This is a genomic window from Pseudomonas sp. PICF141 (genome assembly GCF_002286815.1).
Lineage (GTDB): Bacteria > Pseudomonadota > Gammaproteobacteria > Pseudomonadales > Pseudomonadaceae > Aquipseudomonas.
Window position 1 is genome coordinate 110,102 of record NZ_MUNM01000034.1, and the last position, 16,833, is coordinate 126,934.

The following is a 16,833-nucleotide window of genomic DNA, read 5'->3' on the forward strand; positions in this document are numbered from 1 at the left end:
TGAGTACTGCTTTGGCCACGATTGCTGCTAATGATAGTCATTTTGAGAAGATTTCCAGCAATCGTGGCGCTATCTTGTCCAGCGAGCGAACTTCCACTGCCGCCTCAATGTTCGCGGCCGCCTTCGGCATGCCGTACACCGCGCTGCTTTGCTGGTCCTGAGCGATGGTCAGGTAGCCCTGCTGGCGCATGAGTTTAAGTCCTTGCGCGCCGTCGCGTCCCATACCGGTCAGCAGAACGCCCACCGCGTCACCGCTCCAGTAACTGGCCACACTCTCGAAAAAAACATCGATCGACGGCCGATAGATCTCGTTGACCGGTTCGGCGGTATAGGCGAGCGTGCCGTTTTTCAACAATCGAATGTGATGATTGGTGCCGGCCAGCAGGACCACGCCGCTTTGCGGCCGTTCGCCTTCCCGGGCCAGGCGCACGTCCAGGCCACTGGCGCTGGCAAGCCATTCGGCCATGCCGGCGGCGAATACCTGATCCACATGCTGGACCAGCACGATGGCCGCAGAAAAATCTCGCGGCAGGCCTTTGAGCAGTACTTCCAGCGCCGCCGGCCCGCCGGCGGAAGAACCGATGGCCACCAAATGCTGGCGTGAAGAGGAGTGGCGGTGCGAACTCGGTGCCGATCGTACCTGATTGCTCTTGTCGCCGATCAGCCAGCCAATGTTCATGATCTTGCGCAGCAACGGTGCGGCGGCTTCCTGAGGATTGTCGCCGCCGATAGCCGGGGTATCGACCACATCCAGCGCGCCGTAGCCCATGGCTTCGAACACCCGGTGCACGTTTTGCTCGCGGTCGACGGTAACAATGACAATCGCGCATGGGGTCTGGGCCATGATTCGCCGGGTCGCTTCCACCCCGTCCATCAACGGCATGATCAAATCCATCAGGATCAGATCCGGGGTGTATTCGGCGCAACGTTGCACCGCCTCGCCTCCATTGCCGGCGACCCAGACCACCTCGTGCGCCGGATCGAACGCCAACGCGCGGCGCAAGGCCTCCACCGCCATAGGCATGTCGTTGACGATGGCGATTTTCATGCCCGCGCACCTCCAATAAGTTCAACCACTGCATCCAGCAACGCGTCATCATGAAAACTGGCTTTGGCCAGATAATAGTCGGCTCCGGCGTCCAGTCCACGGCGACGGTCTTCTTCGCGGTCCTTGTAGGACACCACCATCACTGGCAGGGATTGCAGACGGTTGTCGCGACGCACCAAGGACACCAGTTCGATGCCGTCCATGCGCGGCATGTCGATGTCGGTGATCAGCAGATCGAAGTCCTCTGAACGCAGGGCATTCCAGCCATCCATGCCGTCCACCGCCACCGCGACGTCATAGCCGCGATTGAGCAGCAATTTGCGCTGCAATTCACGAACGGTCAGCGAATCGTCCACCACCAGAATCCGTTTACGCGCCGCTTCGACGGCCTGATTGGCTTGCCGGGCAATGCGTTCCAGACGCCCGGTATTGAGCAGTTTGTCCACCGAACGCAGCATGTCCTCGACGTCGACGATCAGCACTACCGAGCCGTCGTCGAGCAAGGCCCCGGCGGAAATGTCCTGCACCTTGCCCAGGCGCTCGTCCAGCGGCAGCACCACCAATGTGCGCTCGCCGATAAAGCGCTCGACGGCCACACCGTAGATCGCTTCGCGCTCGCGGATGACCACGACTTTGAGGGTTTGTGCGTTGTTCTGGCTCGCCGGGCGATGCAACAGCTGGCTGGCGGCGACCAGCCCGACATGCCGGCCTTCGTACCAGAAGTGCTGCCGGCCTTCGACCTGCACGATATCTTCCGGCGCCAGGTCGCACATGCGCTCGATGTGCACCAGCGGGAAGGCATACGCCTCGTCACCGACTTCCACCACCAGGCTGCGCACCACCGACAGCGTCAGCGGCACTTCCAGATGAAAACGACTGCCCACGCCTGCCGTCTGCTCCAGCACCACGGCACCGCGCAACTGGCGAACCATGTGCTGAACCGCATCCAGCCCGACGCCGCGCCCGGAAACTTCAGTGACAGAGTCGCGCAGGCTGAACCCCGGCAGAAACAGGAACGTCAGCAGCTCCTCTTCGCTCAACTGAGCCGCGGTCTCGGCTGGGGATAACTGCCGTTCGACGATGTTGCGCCGAAGCTTTTCCAGGTCGACGCCGTTGCCATCATCGCTCAGTTCCAATACCAGCAGACCGGCCTGATGGGACGCTCGCAACCGGATCAGGCCTTCCTCCGGTTTACCGGCCAATAGTCGTTGTTCCCGGGTTTCGATGCCGTGATCGACCGCATTGCGCAGCAGGTGCGTCAGCGGCGCTTCAAGTTTTTCCAGTACGTCGCGGTCGACCTGGGTCTTATCGCCCTCGATCTCCAGTCGCACCTGTTTGCCCAGGCTACGGCCGAGGTCGCGGACCATGCGCACTTGCCCGCTCAGCACGTCGGCGAAGGGCCGCATGCGACAGGCCAGCGCGGTGTCGTACAACACCTGCGCGCGCTGGCTGGCGTGCCAGGCGAACTCGTCCAGCTCGGCGTTTTTTTCCACCAGCAATTGCTGACACTCGGCCAACAATCGGCGGGCATCGCCCAAGGCTTCCTGGGCTTCGAGACTCAAGGCATGGTCCTTGAGATGGACGTTGAGGTTTTCCAGCGCCCGCAGGCCGTTGCTCTGCATGCGTTTGAGGCGCTGCATGGTGGCCAGGTGCGGCTTGAGCCGCTGGGTTTCCACCAGGGATTTACTCGACAGGTCAAGCAGGCTGTTCAAGCGCTCGGCCGTGACGCGCAATACGCGCTCGCCACTTTCGGTGGTGCGTTTAGTCGTGGGCGCTGGCTCGGCGGGCGCTGCCGGCGAGGCTTGGGCGGCAGCCAGCATGGGTGCCTCAACCTTGGGCGTCGGCGGCTCCATCTGCAGCTCTGCCATCGGCGGCGCGATAGACGCAGTGGCCGCCATGTGATCAAGCAAACGTCCCATCAAGAGGACGTAAGCGTCGATATCCGCAGGTGCCGGAGCGTTGCCCGGCGTCGCAATCCGCATCAGCAGATCGGTGCCTTGCAACAGCGCATCAATGTGTTCAGGCCGCAGGTACAGGCGCCCTTCCTGGGCGCTGACCAGGTAATCTTCCATCACATGGGCAACGCTGACTCCGGCATCGACACCGACGATCCGCGCTGCGCCCTTGAGCGAATGGGCCGCGCGCATGCACGACTCCAGGTAATCGGCTTGGGTCGGATCGCGCTCAAGCGCCAAAAGACCTGCGCTCAGCACCAGGGTCTGGGCCTCGGCTTCGAGGCTGAACAGTTCCAGCAAAGAGGCATCACGCATTTGCTCGGGGGTCATGTGAGGCTCCGGGTCACGGCGGACAGCAGCTGTTCTTCATCCAGCCAACGCAGGCTGCGACCTTTGAATTGCAAGACGCCACGGGTGTATCTGGCGCTGGCCTGAGCGCCGGACCTGGATGCCGCATCGAGAATGCGCTCGTCGATGGCGTGAATCCCGTCCACCTCATCCACCGGCACTACCACCGGCCCGCCGTGAGCAGCGATGATCAGCATCCGCGGCATCACCCGCGCGCCCGACGCCACGCCACTGGTGGCATCAAGCCCCAGCAACTCCACCAGCGACAGGCACGCCACCAAGGCCCCGCGCACATTCGCCACGCCGAGCAACGCCCCGGAGCGCTGGTGCGGCAACGAGTGAATCGCTTGCAGCGGCGCCACTTCGACCAGGCTGCGAGTGGCCAGGCCCAACCATTCTTCGCCGAGGCGAAACATCAGCAGCGAGCGGGTTTTCACATCGATCCCGGCCACTGTGCAGACTTGCTCGCGATCGTCCTGCTGCAACGCATAGCGGTCGAGCAAACCTGTGGCGGCAGCCGAATACACCGAGCAATTGCGGCAATGAATGTGCTCGCTCAGCAACGGGCAGGACTTGTCGCCGTGGATACCGATGCGGTTCCAGCAGTCGTCGATGGCCTGGGCATCTTCATGGGTGACGCTCAAGGTGTCGACGACGTTCATCGTTTACGCTCACTGTCAGCGGCGCGCTCGCTGCGGGCGGCGCGGGCCTGTAATCGTCTGGCACCGGCCGTATCGCCCTGGGACTGCAGCAAAGCGGCCAGGTGCATCAGTGCGTCGGGGTGTTGCGGCTCGAGGTACAACGCCTTGCGATAAAAACCCTGAGCCTCGAGGGTGCTGCCGGCAACATCGCTGAGCAGCCCCAACCAATAGAACACTTGGGCCACCGGCTCGTGACTGCGCAAAAAACTGTCGCACGCGGCGCGGGCCTCGGCACTTTTCCCCTCGTTGGCCAGCGCGGCGATGTTCGCCAGCAGCGTGGCAGCGTCCGAAGGGGTTTGCGAAGGGAAGGTTTTCGAAGGGTTGGCGGCGAACTGAGGCGTCGGCACCACGAAAGGCCGACTGCGCACGGGCGGCGGTGTCACGTTACGCACCGGTTGTTGCACCGGCAGCGGCGTCGGCATGAAGGTCGCGAGCGGTTCGGGCGCACTTTGACGGCTGAAGGCAAACGACTGCGGGATACCAATCGAGCGCATGCCGAAACGGCCCAGCAGACTGCCCTCCGCCGGGCCGATAAACAGCACGCCGTCGATGTGAGTCAGGCGCTTGAGCACTTCGAACACTTGCTGCTGGGTTGGCTGATCGAAATAGATCAGCAAATTGCGGCAGAACACGAAGTCATAAGGTGGCTCATAGACCAGCAAGGCCGGATCCAGCAGATTGCCGACCTGCAAGCGCACCTGTTCAAGCACGCGCCCGCTGAGGCGATAGTTGTCGTTTTCGGCAATGAAGTGCCGCTCGCGGAAGTCGATGTCCTGGCCGCGAAAAGAATTCCTGCCGTACAGCGCGAGCCTGGCCTTTTCCACCGACAGCGGGCTGACGTCCATGCCGTCGACCTTGAACTGGTGCGGCGCCAGCCCGGCATCGAGCAATGCCATGGCGATGGAATACGGTTCTTCGCCGGTGGAACACGGCAGGCTGAGAATGCGCAATGCGCGCATATTGTTGATCGCCGCCAGTCGCTTGGTCGCCAGTTTCGCCAGCGTGGCGAAGGATTCCGGGTAACGGAAAAACCAGGTCTCGGGGACGATTACCGCTTCGATCAGTGCCTGTTGTTCGTCACGCGAGCCGAGCAAGGTGTGCCAATACTCATCGGCCGTCCGCGCCCGAGCCGCCGTGATGCGCTGGCGCACCGCGCGTTCGATGATCGCCGGGCCGACCGAGCCCACATCGAGGCCGATACGTTCTTTGAGGAAATCGAAAAACCTTTGATCGCTGCTCATCCCTGCTCCTCAAACTGCGCCAGCTCCAGCGGCGGCGAGGGAAACAACAAGGCGCGGACCTGTTCGTCCAGCAAATCGGCAACCCGCACCCATTGCAATAAACCCTGGGCATCTTCGCGCACCGGCCCCAGGTACGGCGCCTGGCGATTATCCAGGCCATAAGGCTGAAAATCCGCCGGGTTGCAGCGCAACGTGTCGGTGACCTGCTCCAGAATCAGCCCGAGCAATTGCGCAGGCATCGCCTCATCCGGACGATAGTGCACCAGCACCAGCCGCGTGCTGGTGCGCGCCTGCGCCGGTTGGCCGAACGTCAGGGCGCTGAGATCGATCACCGGCACCACCGCGCTGCGATAGGCAAACACTCCCGCCACCCAGTGCGGTGCCTGGGGAATCGCTTTCAATGGCAGCTGCGGCAGCACTTCGGCCACCTCGATGGCCTGCAACGCGTAACGCTCGTTGCCGATGCAGAACACCAGAAACAACGATTGTTTCGCCGGTAGCACCGCGCCGCGCTTGACCGCGAGCTCGCTCATCAGACTTTGAATCGCGAAACGCCGCCACGCAGCCCGACGGCCACCTGACTCAGTTCATCGATGGCAAAACTGGCCTGACGCAGCGATTCGACCGTCTGGCTGCTGGCATCGCCCAACTGCACCAACGCATGGTTGATCTGCTCGGCGCCGGTGGCCTGGGCCTGCATGCCTTCGTTGACCATCAACACCCGTGGCGCCAGTGCCTGAACCTGATGGATGATCTGCGACAGTTGCTCGCCCACCTGCTGCACCTCGGACATGCCACGGCGCACTTCTTCGGAAAACTTGTCCATGCCCATGACCCCGGCCGACACCGCCGACTGAATTTCGCGCACCATCTGCTCGATGTCGTAGGTGGCCACAGCGGTCTGGTCCGCCAGGCGCCGAACTTCGGTGGCGACCACGGCAAACCCGCGACCATATTCACCGGCCTTCTCGGCTTCGATCGCGGCATTCAGGGACAACAGGTTGGTCTGGTCGGCGACTTTGACGATGGTCACTACCACCTGATTGATGTTGCCGGCCTTCTCATTGAGGATCGCCAGTTTGGCGTTGACCAGATCGGCCGCGCCCATTACCGAGTGCATGGTTTCCTCCATGCGGGCCAGGCCTTGCTGACCGGAACCGGCCAGCACTGATGCCTGATCGGCCGCGGTGGAGACTTCGGTCATGGTGCGCACCAGGTCCCGCGAAGTGGCGGCAATTTCCCGCGATGTCGCGCCGATTTCCGTGGTGGTGGCCGCCGTTTCGGTGGCGGTGGCCTGTTGCTGCTTGGACGTCGCGGCGATTTCCGTGACCGACGTGGTGACCTGCACCGATGAGCGTTGTGCCTGGGACACCAGCGAAGTGAGCTCGGTCATCATATCGTTGAAGCCGGTCTCCACCGCGCCGAACTCGTCCTTGCGATCAAGACTCAAACGGCTGCTGAGATCGCCGCTGCGCATGATGTCGAGGATATTCACGATGCGACTCATCGGCGCCATGATCGCGCGCATCAGCAATAGACCGCAGAGGCCGGCGACGATGACAGCCACCAGCAGGGAGACGCCCATGGTGATTTTGGCGGCGGTCACCGCGTCGCCGATGGCCAGCGTGGCTCTGTCAGCCGCGTCGTGATTCACCTCGATAAGGGTGTTCAACTGCTTGCGCCCATTGACCCAGGCCGGCGTGAGCTTCTGTTCAAGGGCAAGACGCGCGGGCTCGTACTCTTTACGCTGATAAAGGTCGAGGACGTTGGTCATCTCTTGATTGAACAGCTGATGACGCGCTTCGAATTCATCGAACGCGGCCTGATCCTGGGGAGTGAAAATGGTCTTGCGGTAATTGACCATCTGCTCGCTCAAGCGCTCTTCAAAGCTCTTGAACATGGCGTGGTCGGCGGGTGTTATTTCGCGACGTCCGGAGAGACCGACAATTTGCTGGGTCAGGTTATAACTGTCGACCCAGGCACCGCGCATCATCGAACTGAAATACACCCCGGGAACCGCATCGGTACGGACCTTTTCTGCACTGGCGTCGATCTTCATCAGCCGAGAAAAGGACACCACAACCATCAACAGCATGATCGCGATAATCACCGCAAAGCTCGCCAAAATGCGTTGGCGCAACGTCCAGTTCTTCACAGTCAGTCCTCGGTGCGGTTCGAATTGCGGGGGAGTATAGCCGAGGCTGGTGTTTCATTTATCAAACGCTGAGCGCAGCTTTTCATGCCGCCGACAAAAAGCCGGGGTTCGGCAGATATGGACTGTGGGTTGGGTCATTGGGAGATGCGGTGTGGCTGAAAATGCCTTCGCGGGCAAGCCTCGCTCCTACAGAGACCGCGTCGAATGACAATTGCATATTCGACCATTCACTGTAGGAGCGAGGCTTGCCCGCGAAGACGGTCTGAAGACTTACACCGAAGCCTGCCGCACCTGCTTTTCCAGCTCGGCCTTCAACCCCGGCTCCAGCTTCAATTGCCGCGCCAGTTCATCGAGGTAGGACTTCTCCATGAAGTTTTCTTCGTCCACCAGCATCACACTGGCGATGTACATCTCAGCCGCCATTTCCGGCGTACTCGCTGCACGGGCGACGTCGGTCGGGTCCAGCGGCTTGTTGAGTTCAGCGTGCAGCCAGTGTTGCAGTTCCTGATCGTTGTCGAGTTTGCGGAACTCGCCTTCGATCAATTCACGTTCACGTTCATCGACATGACCATCGGCCTTGGCTGCGGCCACCAGTGCCTTGAGGATCGCCTGACTGTGTTGCTCGACCTGGGTCGCGGGCAAGCGGTCGATCGTTTGCGGCTCCGTTGTGGCTGCGGCGCCCTGCTGGGCCTGCCAGTTGCCATAAGCCTTGTAGGCAATCACGCCCAATGCCGCAAGACCGCCGTAAATAGCCACTTTGCCGCCGACCTTGCGCACCTTCTTGTTGCCGAGCAACAGGCCCATGGCGCCAGCCGCCAGCGCACCGCCGCCGGCGCCGGAGAGCACACTGCCGAGGCCACTCGAACCACTGGAGCCTCCCAGCAAATCGCCCAAACCACCGCTGGACGCTTTGTTCCGGGTACCACCGGCCTTGTTCTGCAACAGATCCTGACCGGATTTGAGTAGTTGATCGAGCAATCCACGAGTGTTCATTTTGCTGCCTCCACGAATTCGGGTTAACCGGATCTTAAGGCCCTCAGCCTAGATCGAAAGTGCCCGACATCCCTCCATGAGAGTGCTTCCAGATGTTGCTCACATTTAGGTGAACCGGCTGGAGCGCCCCTCACGCAGACTATTTCATCGAATGCAGCCGTTGAGATTTGTCGACCGTGGAACCGCGCACTAGGCTGGATAAATCCATAAGAGGGCCTGGCCAATCTGCCTCTCACAAAGCGCACTAAGCTAATAACAGGCCACTGCCGGCCCATCACCCCGTTCAACACTGCCCCGACCATAATTTAAAGAAGAGGGTCCACCATGCTTGTGCACAAGACCGCACTGCTCAGTGCAATCACCACAGCACTGCTGGCCAGCGCCAGCCTGCAGGCCGCCGAACCGCTGAAAGCGGTCGGTGCCGGCGAAGGTCAGTTGGATATCATCGCCTGGCCTGGCTATATCGAACGGGGCGAAACCGACAAGGCCTACGACTGGGTGACCGGTTTCGAGAAAGAAACCGGCTGTAAGGTCAACGTCAAGACGGCCGGCACGTCCGATGAGATGGTCAGCCTGATGGCCAAGGGCGGTTACGACCTGGTGACGGCATCCGGCGACGCGTCCTTGCGCCTGATCGCCGGCAAACGTGTGCAGCCGATCAACACCGCGTTGATTCCCAACTGGAAAAATCTCGATCCGCGCCTCAAGGATGCGCCGTGGTATGTGGTCGACAACCAGACTTACGGCGCTCCCTATCAATGGGGCCCGAACGTGCTGATGTACAACACCAAGGTGTTCACGCAGCCACCTGGCAGTTGGGGGGTACTGTTCGAAGAGCAGACGCTGCCCGATGGCAAAACCAACAAGGGCCGCGTGCAAGCGTATGACGGCCCGATCTACATCGCCGACGCGGCGCTGTACCTGAAAACCGCCAAGCCGGAATTGGGCATCACGGATCCATACCTGCTTGACGAAAAACAGTACAAGGCCGTTCTCGACCTGCTGCGCGCCCAGCAAAAGTTGATCCATCGCTACTGGCACGACACCACCGTGCAGATGAGTGACTTCAAGAACGAAGGCGTGGTGGCCTCCAGTTCCTGGCCCTATCAGGTCAATGGCCTGATGAACGAGAAGCAGCCCGTCGCATCGACCGTCCCGAAAGAAGGCGCCACCGGGTGGGCCGACACCACCATGCTGCATGCCGAGGCCAAGCACCCGAACTGCGCGTACAAGTGGATGGACTGGTCGCTCACGCCGAAGGTCCAGGGCGATGTGTCTGCCTGGTTCGGCTCATTGCCGGCGGTTCCGGCGGCGTGCAAGGCCAGTGAACTGCTGGGCGCCGAGGGTTGCAAGACCAACGGTTTTGACCAGTTCGACAAAATCGCCTTCTGGAAAACTCCGCAGGCTGAAGGTGGCAAGTACGTGCCTTATAGCCGCTGGACCCAGGATTACATTGCGATTATGGGGGGTCGCTAACACCAACTGATCATTCCCACGCTCTGCGTGGGAATGCATCAATGGACGCTCCGCGTCCATTCGCGCAGAGCTGACGCAGAGCGTCACGGGCTGCATCCCCATGCGGAGCGTGGGAATGATCATCATCTTTTAACGCAAAGCGCGCCTTCTCGGAGCACCGCACCATGACGCTTGCAGTCCAGTTCACCAACGTTTCCCGGCTGTTCGGCGAGGTGAAGGCCGTTGACCGGGTGTCTATCGATATCCAGGACGGCGAGTTCTTTTCCATGCTGGGCCCCTCCGGCTCGGGCAAAACCACTTGCCTGCGCCTGATCGCCGGTTTCGAGCAGCCGAGCACGGGCTCCATCCGTATTCACGGTGCCGAAGCTGCGGGCTTACCGCCGTATCAGCGTGACGTGAACACTGTGTTCCAGGACTACGCACTGTTCCCGCACATGAACGTGCTCGACAACGTCGCCTACGGTTTGAAAGTCAAAGGTGTCGGCAAGTCCGAACGTCAGAAACGTGCCGAAGAAGCCCTCGACATGGTCGCCCTCGGCGGCTACGGCGAGCGCAAACCGGTGCAACTCTCTGGCGGTCAGCGCCAGCGAGTGGCCCTGGCCCGTGCGTTGGTCAATCGCCCACGGGTGTTGTTGCTCGACGAGCCCTTGGGCGCCCTCGACCTGAAACTGCGCGAGCAAATGCAAGGCGAGCTGAAGAAGCTGCAACGCCAGCTCGGTATCACCTTCATCTTCGTTACCCACGACCAGACCGAAGCGCTGTCGATGTCCGACCGCGTGGCGGTGTTCAACAAGGGCCGCATCGAACAGGTCGACACGCCGCGCCATCTCTACATGAAGCCGGCGACTACCTTTGTCGCCGAATTCGTTGGCACTTCCAATGTGATTCGCGGCGATCTGGCCCGGCAGTTGAGCGGCAATCCACAGCCGTTTTCGATCCGCCCCGAACACGTGCGTTTTGCCGAAGGCCCGCTGGCCAGCCATGAAATCGAAGTCAGTGGCCTGCTGCACGACATCCAGTACCAGGGCAGCGCCACCCGCTATGAACTGAAACTGGAAAACGGCCAGACGTTGAACATCAGCCAGGCCAACGTTCAGTGGCTGGATGTCAGCACGCACCATCAGACCGGGCAACGCATCAGCGCTCGTTGGGCACGCGAGGCGATGATCCCGCTGCACGACCATATTGTGGGCGGGGGGTGAGATGAACAGCGTGGCCGCACCTCAAACCACCGCCAGCGGCTCACCATTGCGCCGGTTTTCGAACGTGTTGTACCGCCGGCCGAATCTGTATCTGTCACTGCTGCTGGTGCCGCCGTTGCTGTGGTTCGGCGCAATCTATCTTGGTTCGCTGTTGACGTTGTTGTGGCAAGGCTTTTACACCTTCGATGACTTCACCATGACGGTCACCCCCGACCTGACCCTGGCGAATTTCACCGCACTGTTCCAGCCGTCGAACTTCGACATCATCCTGCGCACCCTGAGCATGGCCATTGTCGTGTCGATCGCCAGTGCAATCGTGGCATTCCCGATTGCCTACTACATGGCGCGTTACACCAGCGGCAAGACCAAGGCGTTTTTTTACATCGCGGTGATGATGCCAATGTGGGCCAGTTACATCGTCAAGGCTTACGCCTGGACCTTGTTGCTGGCCAAGGGCGGTGTGGCCCAGTGGTTCGTTCAGCACCTGGGACTGGAACCGGTCTTGCAATGGGTGCTGGGGATTCCGGGCGTGGGCGGCAGCACCTTGTCGACCTCGCATCTGGGGCGGTTCATGGTGTTCGTCTACATCTGGCTGCCGTTCATGATCCTGCCGATCCAGGCCTCACTGGAACGCCTGCCGCCGTCCTTGCTGCAAGCCTCGGCGGACCTTGGTGCCAAGCCGCGTCAGACGTTCATGCAAGTGATTCTGCCGCTGTCGATTCCGGGGATCGCCGCCGGTTCGATCTTCACGTTTTCATTGACCCTGGGCGACTTCATCGTGCCGCAACTGGTGGGCCCGCCGGGTTACTTCATCGGCAGCATGGTCTACGCCCAGCAAGGAGCGATCGGCAATATGCCGATGGCAGCGGCCTTCACCTTGGTGCCGATCGTGCTGATCGCCATTTATCTGTCCATCGTCAAACGCCTGGGGGCTTTCGATGCGCTCTGATGCTTCATCTCAAGACCGGGCATCACTGGGCCTGCGCATTGCCGCTTGGGGCGGCTTGGTGTTTTTGCACTTCCCGATCCTGATCATCTTCCTCTACGCCTTCAACACCGAAGACGCGGCGTTCAGTTTTCCGCCCAAGGGCTTTACCCTGAAATGGATCGGCGTGGCGTTCTCCCGGCCCGACGTGCTCGAAGCGATCAAGTTGTCATTACAAATCGCCGCCGTCGCCACATTGATTGCGCTGGTCCTGGGCACTCTTGCGTCAGCGGCGTTGTACCGGCGGGATTTCTTCGGCAAGCAAAGCATCTCGCTGATGCTGATCCTGCCGATTGCCCTGCCCGGGATCATCACCGGGATCGCACTGCTGGCGACGTTCAAGACGGTGGGGATCGAGCCGGGAATGTTCACCATTATCGTCGGGCACGCGACTTTCTGCGTAGTGATCGTCTACAACAATGTCATCGCTCGTTTGCGCCGCACTTCATACAGTTTGATCGAAGCGTCGATGGACCTCGGCGCCGACGGCTGGCAGACCTTCCGCTACATCGTCCTGCCGAATCTTGGCTCGGCGATGCTGGCCGGTGGCATGCTGGCGTTTGCGTTGTCGTTCGATGAAATCATTGTCACCACTTTCACCGCCGGCCATGAACGCACCTTGCCGCTGTGGCTGCTCAACCAGCTCAGCCGCCCACGGGATGTGCCGGTCACCAACGTCGTCGCGATGCTGGTGATGATCGTGACCATGTTGCCGATCCTCGGCGCTTATTACCTGACCCGAGGCGGGGAAAGCGTTGCGGGCAGTGGCGGTAAATAAGAGAGAACTCATTCCCAAGGTGGAAGCCAAACCCTGTAGGAGCGAGGCTTGCCCGCGAAGGCGGTGTGTCAGTCGACATTAATGTTGAATGTAAAATCGCCTTCGCGGGCAAGCCTCGCTCCTACAGGGTTCGGTTCCGACAGAAATACAATCGCTTCGATGAGGGCATAGCCATGCAAACCAAACTCTTGATCAACGGCCAACTCGTCAACGGCGACGGCCCTGCCCAAGCCGTGTTCAATCCGGTCCTCGGCCGTGTACTGGTAGAAGTCAATGAAGCCAGCGAAGCCCAGATCGATGCGGCGGTGCGGGCCGCCGACAACGCCTTCCAGGCCTGGTCGCAAACCACGCCGAAAGAACGTTCGTTGCTGCTGCTCAAACTCGCCGACATCATCGAAACCCACGGCGACGAGTTGGCCAGACTGGAGTCGGACAACTGCGGCAAACCTTACAGCGCTGCGCTGAACGATGAGATCCCGGCGATTGCCGACGTGTTCCGTTTCTTCGCTGGCGCCAGTCGTTGCATGAGCGGCGCGCTGGGGGGTGAATATTTGCCCGGCCACACCTCGATGATCCGCCGCGACCCGGTGGGCGTGATTGCCTCCATCGCGCCGTGGAACTACCCGCTGATGATGCTCGCCTGGAAAATCGCCCCGGCCCTGGCCGCCGGTAATACCGTGGTGCTCAAGCCGTCGGAGCAAACCCCGCTGACCGCCCTGCGCCTGGCAGAACTGGCGTTGGACATCTTCCCGGCCGGTGTCCTTAATCTGGTATACGGCCGTGGTTCCGCGGTCGGTACCGCACTGGTCAATCACCCGAAAGTGCGCATGGTGTCGCTGACCGGTTCCATCGCTACCGGCTCGAACATCATTTCCAGCACCGCCGGCAACGTCAAACGCCTGCACATGGAACTGGGCGGCAAGGCACCGGTGATCGTCTTCGACGATGCCGACATCGATGCCGCCGTGGAGGGCATTCGCACTTTCGGTTTTTACAACGCGGGTCAGGATTGCACCGCGGCCTGCCGCATTTACGCGCAAGCAGGCATCTATGACCAGTTCGTGGAGAAACTCGGTGCGGCCGTCAGCAGTATCAAGTACGGCTCGCAGGACGATCCATCGACGGAGCTTGGCCCGTTGATCAGCGCCCAGCATCGCGACCGCGTGACCGGTTTGGTTGAGCGTGCCATGGCGCAACCGCACATTCGCTTGATCACGGGTGGCAAAGCGGTGGAAGGCAATGGCTTCTTCTTTGAGCCAACGGTGCTGGCCGACGTGCAACAGGATGACGAAATCGTGCGCCGCGAAGTGTTCGGCCCCGTAGTGTCGGTCACCAGGTTCACCGATGAAGCACAGGCGCTGGCCTGGGCCAACGATTCAGACTACGGCCTGGCGTCATCGGTCTGGACCACGGACGTCGGCCGCGCCCATCGCCTGTCTGCCCGCTTGCAATACGGCTGCACGTGGGTGAACACCCACTTCATGCTGGTCAGCGAAATGCCCCATGGCGGTCAGAAACTGTCCGGTTACGGGAAAGACATGTCGATGTATGGGCTGGAGGATTACACCGTTGTTCGGCATGTGATGTTCAAGCATTGAAAGCTTCGCGGGCAAGCCTCGCTCCTGCAGGAGCGAGGCTTGCCCGCGAATGCCTCACCGCACAACCATGGCAGACATCGGTGGCTTAACTCCATAAAAGCCGAAATGGCTCTCACGGTAACCACCTGCGCTCAAAACCGCGAAACACTGCGCATCGCATCCACCAGATACCGCATCGCAATCCGGTCGCTTTCCGACAGCTCGCGATACCGCTCCACCAATTTCATCTCTTCCAAACTCAGCCGACGCCTTCGCCGACCAGTGGTCAGGCAGGGAAAGAGTCCTAACATTTCAGTGATGCCTTGTACTTTCGACATGGACGATGTCCTTCTATACGTCAGAGAAAACTGCAAACCGCATCGCCCTATCACTTTCAGCGGCTGTCTTGTGCACGCTGAACCCACCGGCCTGAAGGGCCGAAACCGGTCATGCCCATAGAATAGAAATTTAATCGGCGCTGAAAAGCAGTTTTTAGAGTAATTAGTCGAAAAAAGCAGATATGCCCTATAAATCAGAAAGTGCTGTGAGAAACGTTACCTGAAATGTCTTGTTTCATTGCTGCGCTGTCGCTGTGCCATCAATCAATTTTGCTCTGCAACTGAACGGTTTAAGCTTATTGGCATCTGCTCTAAAGTCCGTTGCGTTTGGCCAAGGCATGTCCGAACCGTTATTTCTGATCCAGCACGTGCCAGGAACGGCGCGGGATTGTTCACGACAGGTTGTACTTATGCACCGCAGGAATTTGCTCAAAGCCTCCATGGCCATCGCGGCTTACACCGGTCTTTCGGCCACCGGTCTATTGGCCGCACGCGCCTGGGCTGACAGCAGCACGGCTGATGGCGACGCTGTGGCGTTCGACTTCGAAGCGCTGAAGAGCCAGGCCAGACAGCTCGCCGGCAAGCCTTATCAGGACACCAAACAGGTGTTGCCGCCGACGCTGGCGACCATGACGCCGCAGAACTTCAACGCAATCCGCTATGACGCCAATCACTCGCTGTGGAAGGACCTGAAAGGTCAGCTGGACGTGCAGTTTTTCCACGTCGGCATGGGTTTCAAGCAACCGGTGCGCATGTACAGCGTCGATCCCAAGACTCGACTGGCGCGCGAGGTGCATTTCCGCCCGTCGCTGTTCAACTACGAAAAAACCACTGTCGACACTAAACAGCTCAAAGGCGATCTGGGTTTTGCCGGGTTCAAGCTGTTCAAAGCTCCAGAGCTGGATAAGCACGACGTGTTGTCTTTCCTGGGGGCCAGCTATTTCCGCGCGGTGGACGCCACCGGGCAGTACGGTTTGTCGGCCCGCGGCCTGGCGATCGATACGTACGCCAAGAAGCGCGAAGAATTCCCGGACTTCACCAAGTTCTGGTTCGAAACCCCGGATAAAGACAGCACCCGTTTCGTGGTTTATGCCCTGCTCGATTCGCCGAGCGCCACCGGCGCCTACCGTTTTGACATCGATTGCCAGGCCGAGCGTGTGGTGATGGAAGTCGACGCTCACGTCAATGCCCGCACCGCTATCGAGCAACTGGGCATCGCGCCGATGACCAGCATGTTCAGCTGCGGCACCCACGAACGGCGTATGTGCGACACCATTCACCCGCAAATCCACGATTCTGATCGCCTGGCGATGTGGCGCGGCAACGGCGAATGGATCTGCCGCCCGCTGAATAACCCGGCCACCCTGCAATTCAATGCCTTTGCCGACACCAATCCCAAAGGGTTCGGCCTGGTGCAGACCGATCACGAGTTCGCCAATTATCAAGACACCGTCGATTGGTACAGCAAGCGCCCGAGTCTGTGGGTAGAACCTACAACCGCATGGGGCGAAGGCTCTATCGATTTGCTGGAAATTCCTACAACCGGCGAAACCCTGGATAACATCGTTGCGTTCTGGACGCCGAAAAAACCGGTCGCGGCCGGGGATTCCCTCAACTACGGCTACAAGCTTTACTGGAGTGCTCTGCCGCCAGTGAGTACGCCACTGGCACGGGTCAATGCGACCCGTTCGGGCATGGGCGGTTTCATTGAAGGTTGGGCGCCGGGTGAGCATTACCCAGAGGTCTGGGCACGACGCTTCGCCGTGGACTTTACCGGCGGCGGTCTGGACCGCTTGCCTGAAGGCACGGGGATCGAGCCGGTGGTGACTTGCTCGAATGGCCAAGTGAAGGACTTCAACGTGTTGGTGCTCGATGACATCAAGGGTTATCGCATTACCTTCGACTGGTACCCGACCAACGACAGCGTTGCCCCGGTGGAGCTGCGGTTGTTCATTCGCACCAATGACCGGACGTTGAGTGAAACCTGGTTGTATCAGTATTTCCCGCCGGCGCCTGATAAGCGTAAGTACACCTGA

General features: G+C 60.3%; 14 protein-coding genes. 6 read left to right on the forward strand and 8 right to left on the reverse strand.

What is annotated here, in order from left to right; all coding sequences use genetic code 11:
• Positions 1–37 precede the first annotated feature (37 nt).
• The 7 genes from BZL43_RS07480 to BZL43_RS07510 all read right to left on the reverse strand — a co-directional run bounded on the left by BZL43_RS07480 (position 38) and on the right by BZL43_RS07510 (position 8,441).
• The gene (locus BZL43_RS07480; RefSeq protein WP_095631710.1) at positions 38–1,048 is read right to left on the reverse strand and encodes a chemotaxis response regulator protein-glutamate methylesterase; all 1,011 of its coding nucleotides are present in this window, start codon (positions 1,046–1,048) and stop codon (positions 38–40) included.
• Positions 1,045–3,333, reverse strand: a complete 2,289-nt coding sequence (locus BZL43_RS07485; RefSeq protein ID WP_095631711.1) for a hybrid sensor histidine kinase/response regulator — start codon at positions 3,331–3,333, stop codon at positions 1,045–1,047. Before BZL43_RS07485 ends, BZL43_RS07480 begins: the two co-directional genes overlap by 4 nt.
• Positions 3,330–4,013 (reverse strand): chemotaxis protein CheW, encoded by a 684-nt coding sequence (locus BZL43_RS07490; protein ID WP_095631712.1) that lies wholly within the window; start codon positions 4,011–4,013, stop codon positions 3,330–3,332. Before BZL43_RS07490 ends, BZL43_RS07485 begins: the two co-directional genes overlap by 4 nt.
• Positions 4,010–5,293 (reverse strand): protein-glutamate O-methyltransferase CheR, encoded by a 1,284-nt coding sequence (locus BZL43_RS07495; RefSeq protein ID WP_095631713.1) that lies wholly within the window; start codon positions 5,291–5,293, stop codon positions 4,010–4,012. The genes BZL43_RS07490 and BZL43_RS07495 overlap by 4 nt, the downstream gene beginning before the upstream one ends.
• Positions 5,290–5,826 (reverse strand): chemotaxis protein CheW, encoded by a 537-nt coding sequence (locus BZL43_RS07500; RefSeq protein ID WP_095631714.1) that lies wholly within the window; start codon positions 5,824–5,826, stop codon positions 5,290–5,292. The genes BZL43_RS07495 and BZL43_RS07500 overlap by 4 nt, the downstream gene beginning before the upstream one ends.
• Positions 5,826–7,448 (reverse strand): methyl-accepting chemotaxis protein, encoded by a 1,623-nt coding sequence (locus tag BZL43_RS07505; RefSeq protein WP_095631715.1) that lies wholly within the window; start codon positions 7,446–7,448, stop codon positions 5,826–5,828. Before BZL43_RS07505 ends, BZL43_RS07500 begins: the two co-directional genes overlap by 1 nt.
• Positions 7,449–7,718: 270 nt before the next feature.
• Positions 7,719–8,441 carry a tellurite resistance TerB family protein gene (locus BZL43_RS07510; RefSeq protein ID WP_095631716.1) on the reverse strand — a complete coding sequence of 241 codons (723 nt, stop codon included), beginning with the start codon at positions 8,439–8,441 and terminating at the stop codon, positions 7,719–7,721.
• A gap of 324 nt (positions 8,442–8,765) precedes the next feature.
• Here BZL43_RS07510 and ydcS point away from each other — a divergent pair, with 324 nt between their 5' ends.
• The 5 genes from ydcS (at position 8,766) to BZL43_RS07535 (ending at position 14,480) form a co-directional block, all read left to right on the forward strand.
• The gene (gene ydcS, locus BZL43_RS07515; RefSeq protein ID WP_095631717.1) at positions 8,766–9,917 is read left to right on the forward strand and encodes a putative ABC transporter substrate-binding protein YdcS; all 1,152 of its coding nucleotides are present in this window, start codon (positions 8,766–8,768) and stop codon (positions 9,915–9,917) included.
• A gap of 164 nt (positions 9,918–10,081) precedes the next feature.
• Positions 10,082–11,119, forward strand: coding sequence for an ABC transporter ATP-binding protein (locus BZL43_RS07520; RefSeq protein WP_095631718.1), 1,038 nt, complete (start codon positions 10,082–10,084; stop codon positions 11,117–11,119).
• A gap of 1 nt (position 11,120) precedes the next feature.
• A complete protein-coding gene (locus BZL43_RS07525; protein ID WP_095631719.1) occupies positions 11,121–12,068 on the forward strand; it encodes an ABC transporter permease in 948 nt (315 codons plus the stop codon).
• Positions 12,058–12,882 carry an ABC transporter permease gene (locus tag BZL43_RS07530; RefSeq protein ID WP_095631720.1) on the forward strand — a complete coding sequence of 275 codons (825 nt, stop codon included), beginning with the start codon at positions 12,058–12,060 and terminating at the stop codon, positions 12,880–12,882. Before BZL43_RS07525 ends, BZL43_RS07530 begins: the two co-directional genes overlap by 11 nt.
• A 173-nt stretch (positions 12,883–13,055) precedes the next feature.
• A complete protein-coding gene (locus BZL43_RS07535) occupies positions 13,056–14,480 on the forward strand; it encodes a gamma-aminobutyraldehyde dehydrogenase (protein WP_095631721.1) in 1,425 nt (474 codons plus the stop codon).
• Between the two features lie 131 nt (positions 14,481–14,611).
• Here BZL43_RS07535 and BZL43_RS07540 read toward each other — a convergent pair whose 3' ends face one another.
• Complete coding sequence (locus tag BZL43_RS07540; RefSeq protein ID WP_095631722.1) at positions 14,612–14,797, reverse strand: hypothetical protein; 186 nt, start codon at positions 14,795–14,797, stop codon at positions 14,612–14,614.
• A 410-nt stretch (positions 14,798–15,207) separates the two neighbouring features.
• On the opposite strand from BZL43_RS07540, the gene BZL43_RS07545 reads away from it, so the two are divergent.
• Positions 15,208–16,833: a glucan biosynthesis protein D gene (locus tag BZL43_RS07545; protein ID WP_095631723.1), complete on the forward strand. Its 1,626-nt coding sequence runs from the start codon at positions 15,208–15,210 to the stop codon at positions 16,831–16,833.

Excerpts from the sequence above, each read along its gene's own strand:
- BZL43_RS07530 (WP_095631720.1), top strand. The coding sequence starts at position 12,058 with ATGCGCTCTGATGCTTCATCTCAAGACCGGGCATCACTGGGCCTGCGC.
- BZL43_RS07540 (WP_095631722.1), bottom strand. The coding sequence starts at position 14,797 with ATGTCGAAAGTACAAGGCATCACTGAAATGTTAGGACTCTTTCCCTGC.
- BZL43_RS07525 (WP_095631719.1), top strand. The coding sequence starts at position 11,121 with ATGAACAGCGTGGCCGCACCTCAAACCACCGCCAGCGGCTCACCATTG.
- BZL43_RS07535 (WP_095631721.1), top strand. The coding sequence starts at position 13,056 with ATGCAAACCAAACTCTTGATCAACGGCCAACTCGTCAACGGCGACGGC.
- ydcS (WP_095631717.1), top strand. The coding sequence starts at position 8,766 with ATGCTTGTGCACAAGACCGCACTGCTCAGTGCAATCACCACAGCACTG.
- BZL43_RS07490 (WP_095631712.1), bottom strand. The coding sequence starts at position 4,013 with ATGAACGTCGTCGACACCTTGAGCGTCACCCATGAAGATGCCCAGGCC.
- BZL43_RS07510 (WP_095631716.1), bottom strand. The coding sequence starts at position 8,441 with ATGAACACTCGTGGATTGCTCGATCAACTACTCAAATCCGGTCAGGAT.
- BZL43_RS07485 (WP_095631711.1), bottom strand. The coding sequence starts at position 3,333 with ATGACCCCCGAGCAAATGCGTGATGCCTCTTTGCTGGAACTGTTCAGC.
- BZL43_RS07480 (WP_095631710.1), bottom strand. The coding sequence starts at position 1,048 with ATGAAAATCGCCATCGTCAACGACATGCCTATGGCGGTGGAGGCCTTG.
- BZL43_RS07545 (WP_095631723.1), top strand. The coding sequence starts at position 15,208 with ATGCACCGCAGGAATTTGCTCAAAGCCTCCATGGCCATCGCGGCTTAC.
- BZL43_RS07520 (WP_095631718.1), top strand. The coding sequence starts at position 10,082 with ATGACGCTTGCAGTCCAGTTCACCAACGTTTCCCGGCTGTTCGGCGAG.
- BZL43_RS07495 (WP_095631713.1), bottom strand. The coding sequence starts at position 5,293 with ATGAGCAGCGATCAAAGGTTTTTCGATTTCCTCAAAGAACGTATCGGC.
- BZL43_RS07500 (WP_095631714.1), bottom strand. The coding sequence starts at position 5,826 with ATGAGCGAGCTCGCGGTCAAGCGCGGCGCGGTGCTACCGGCGAAACAA.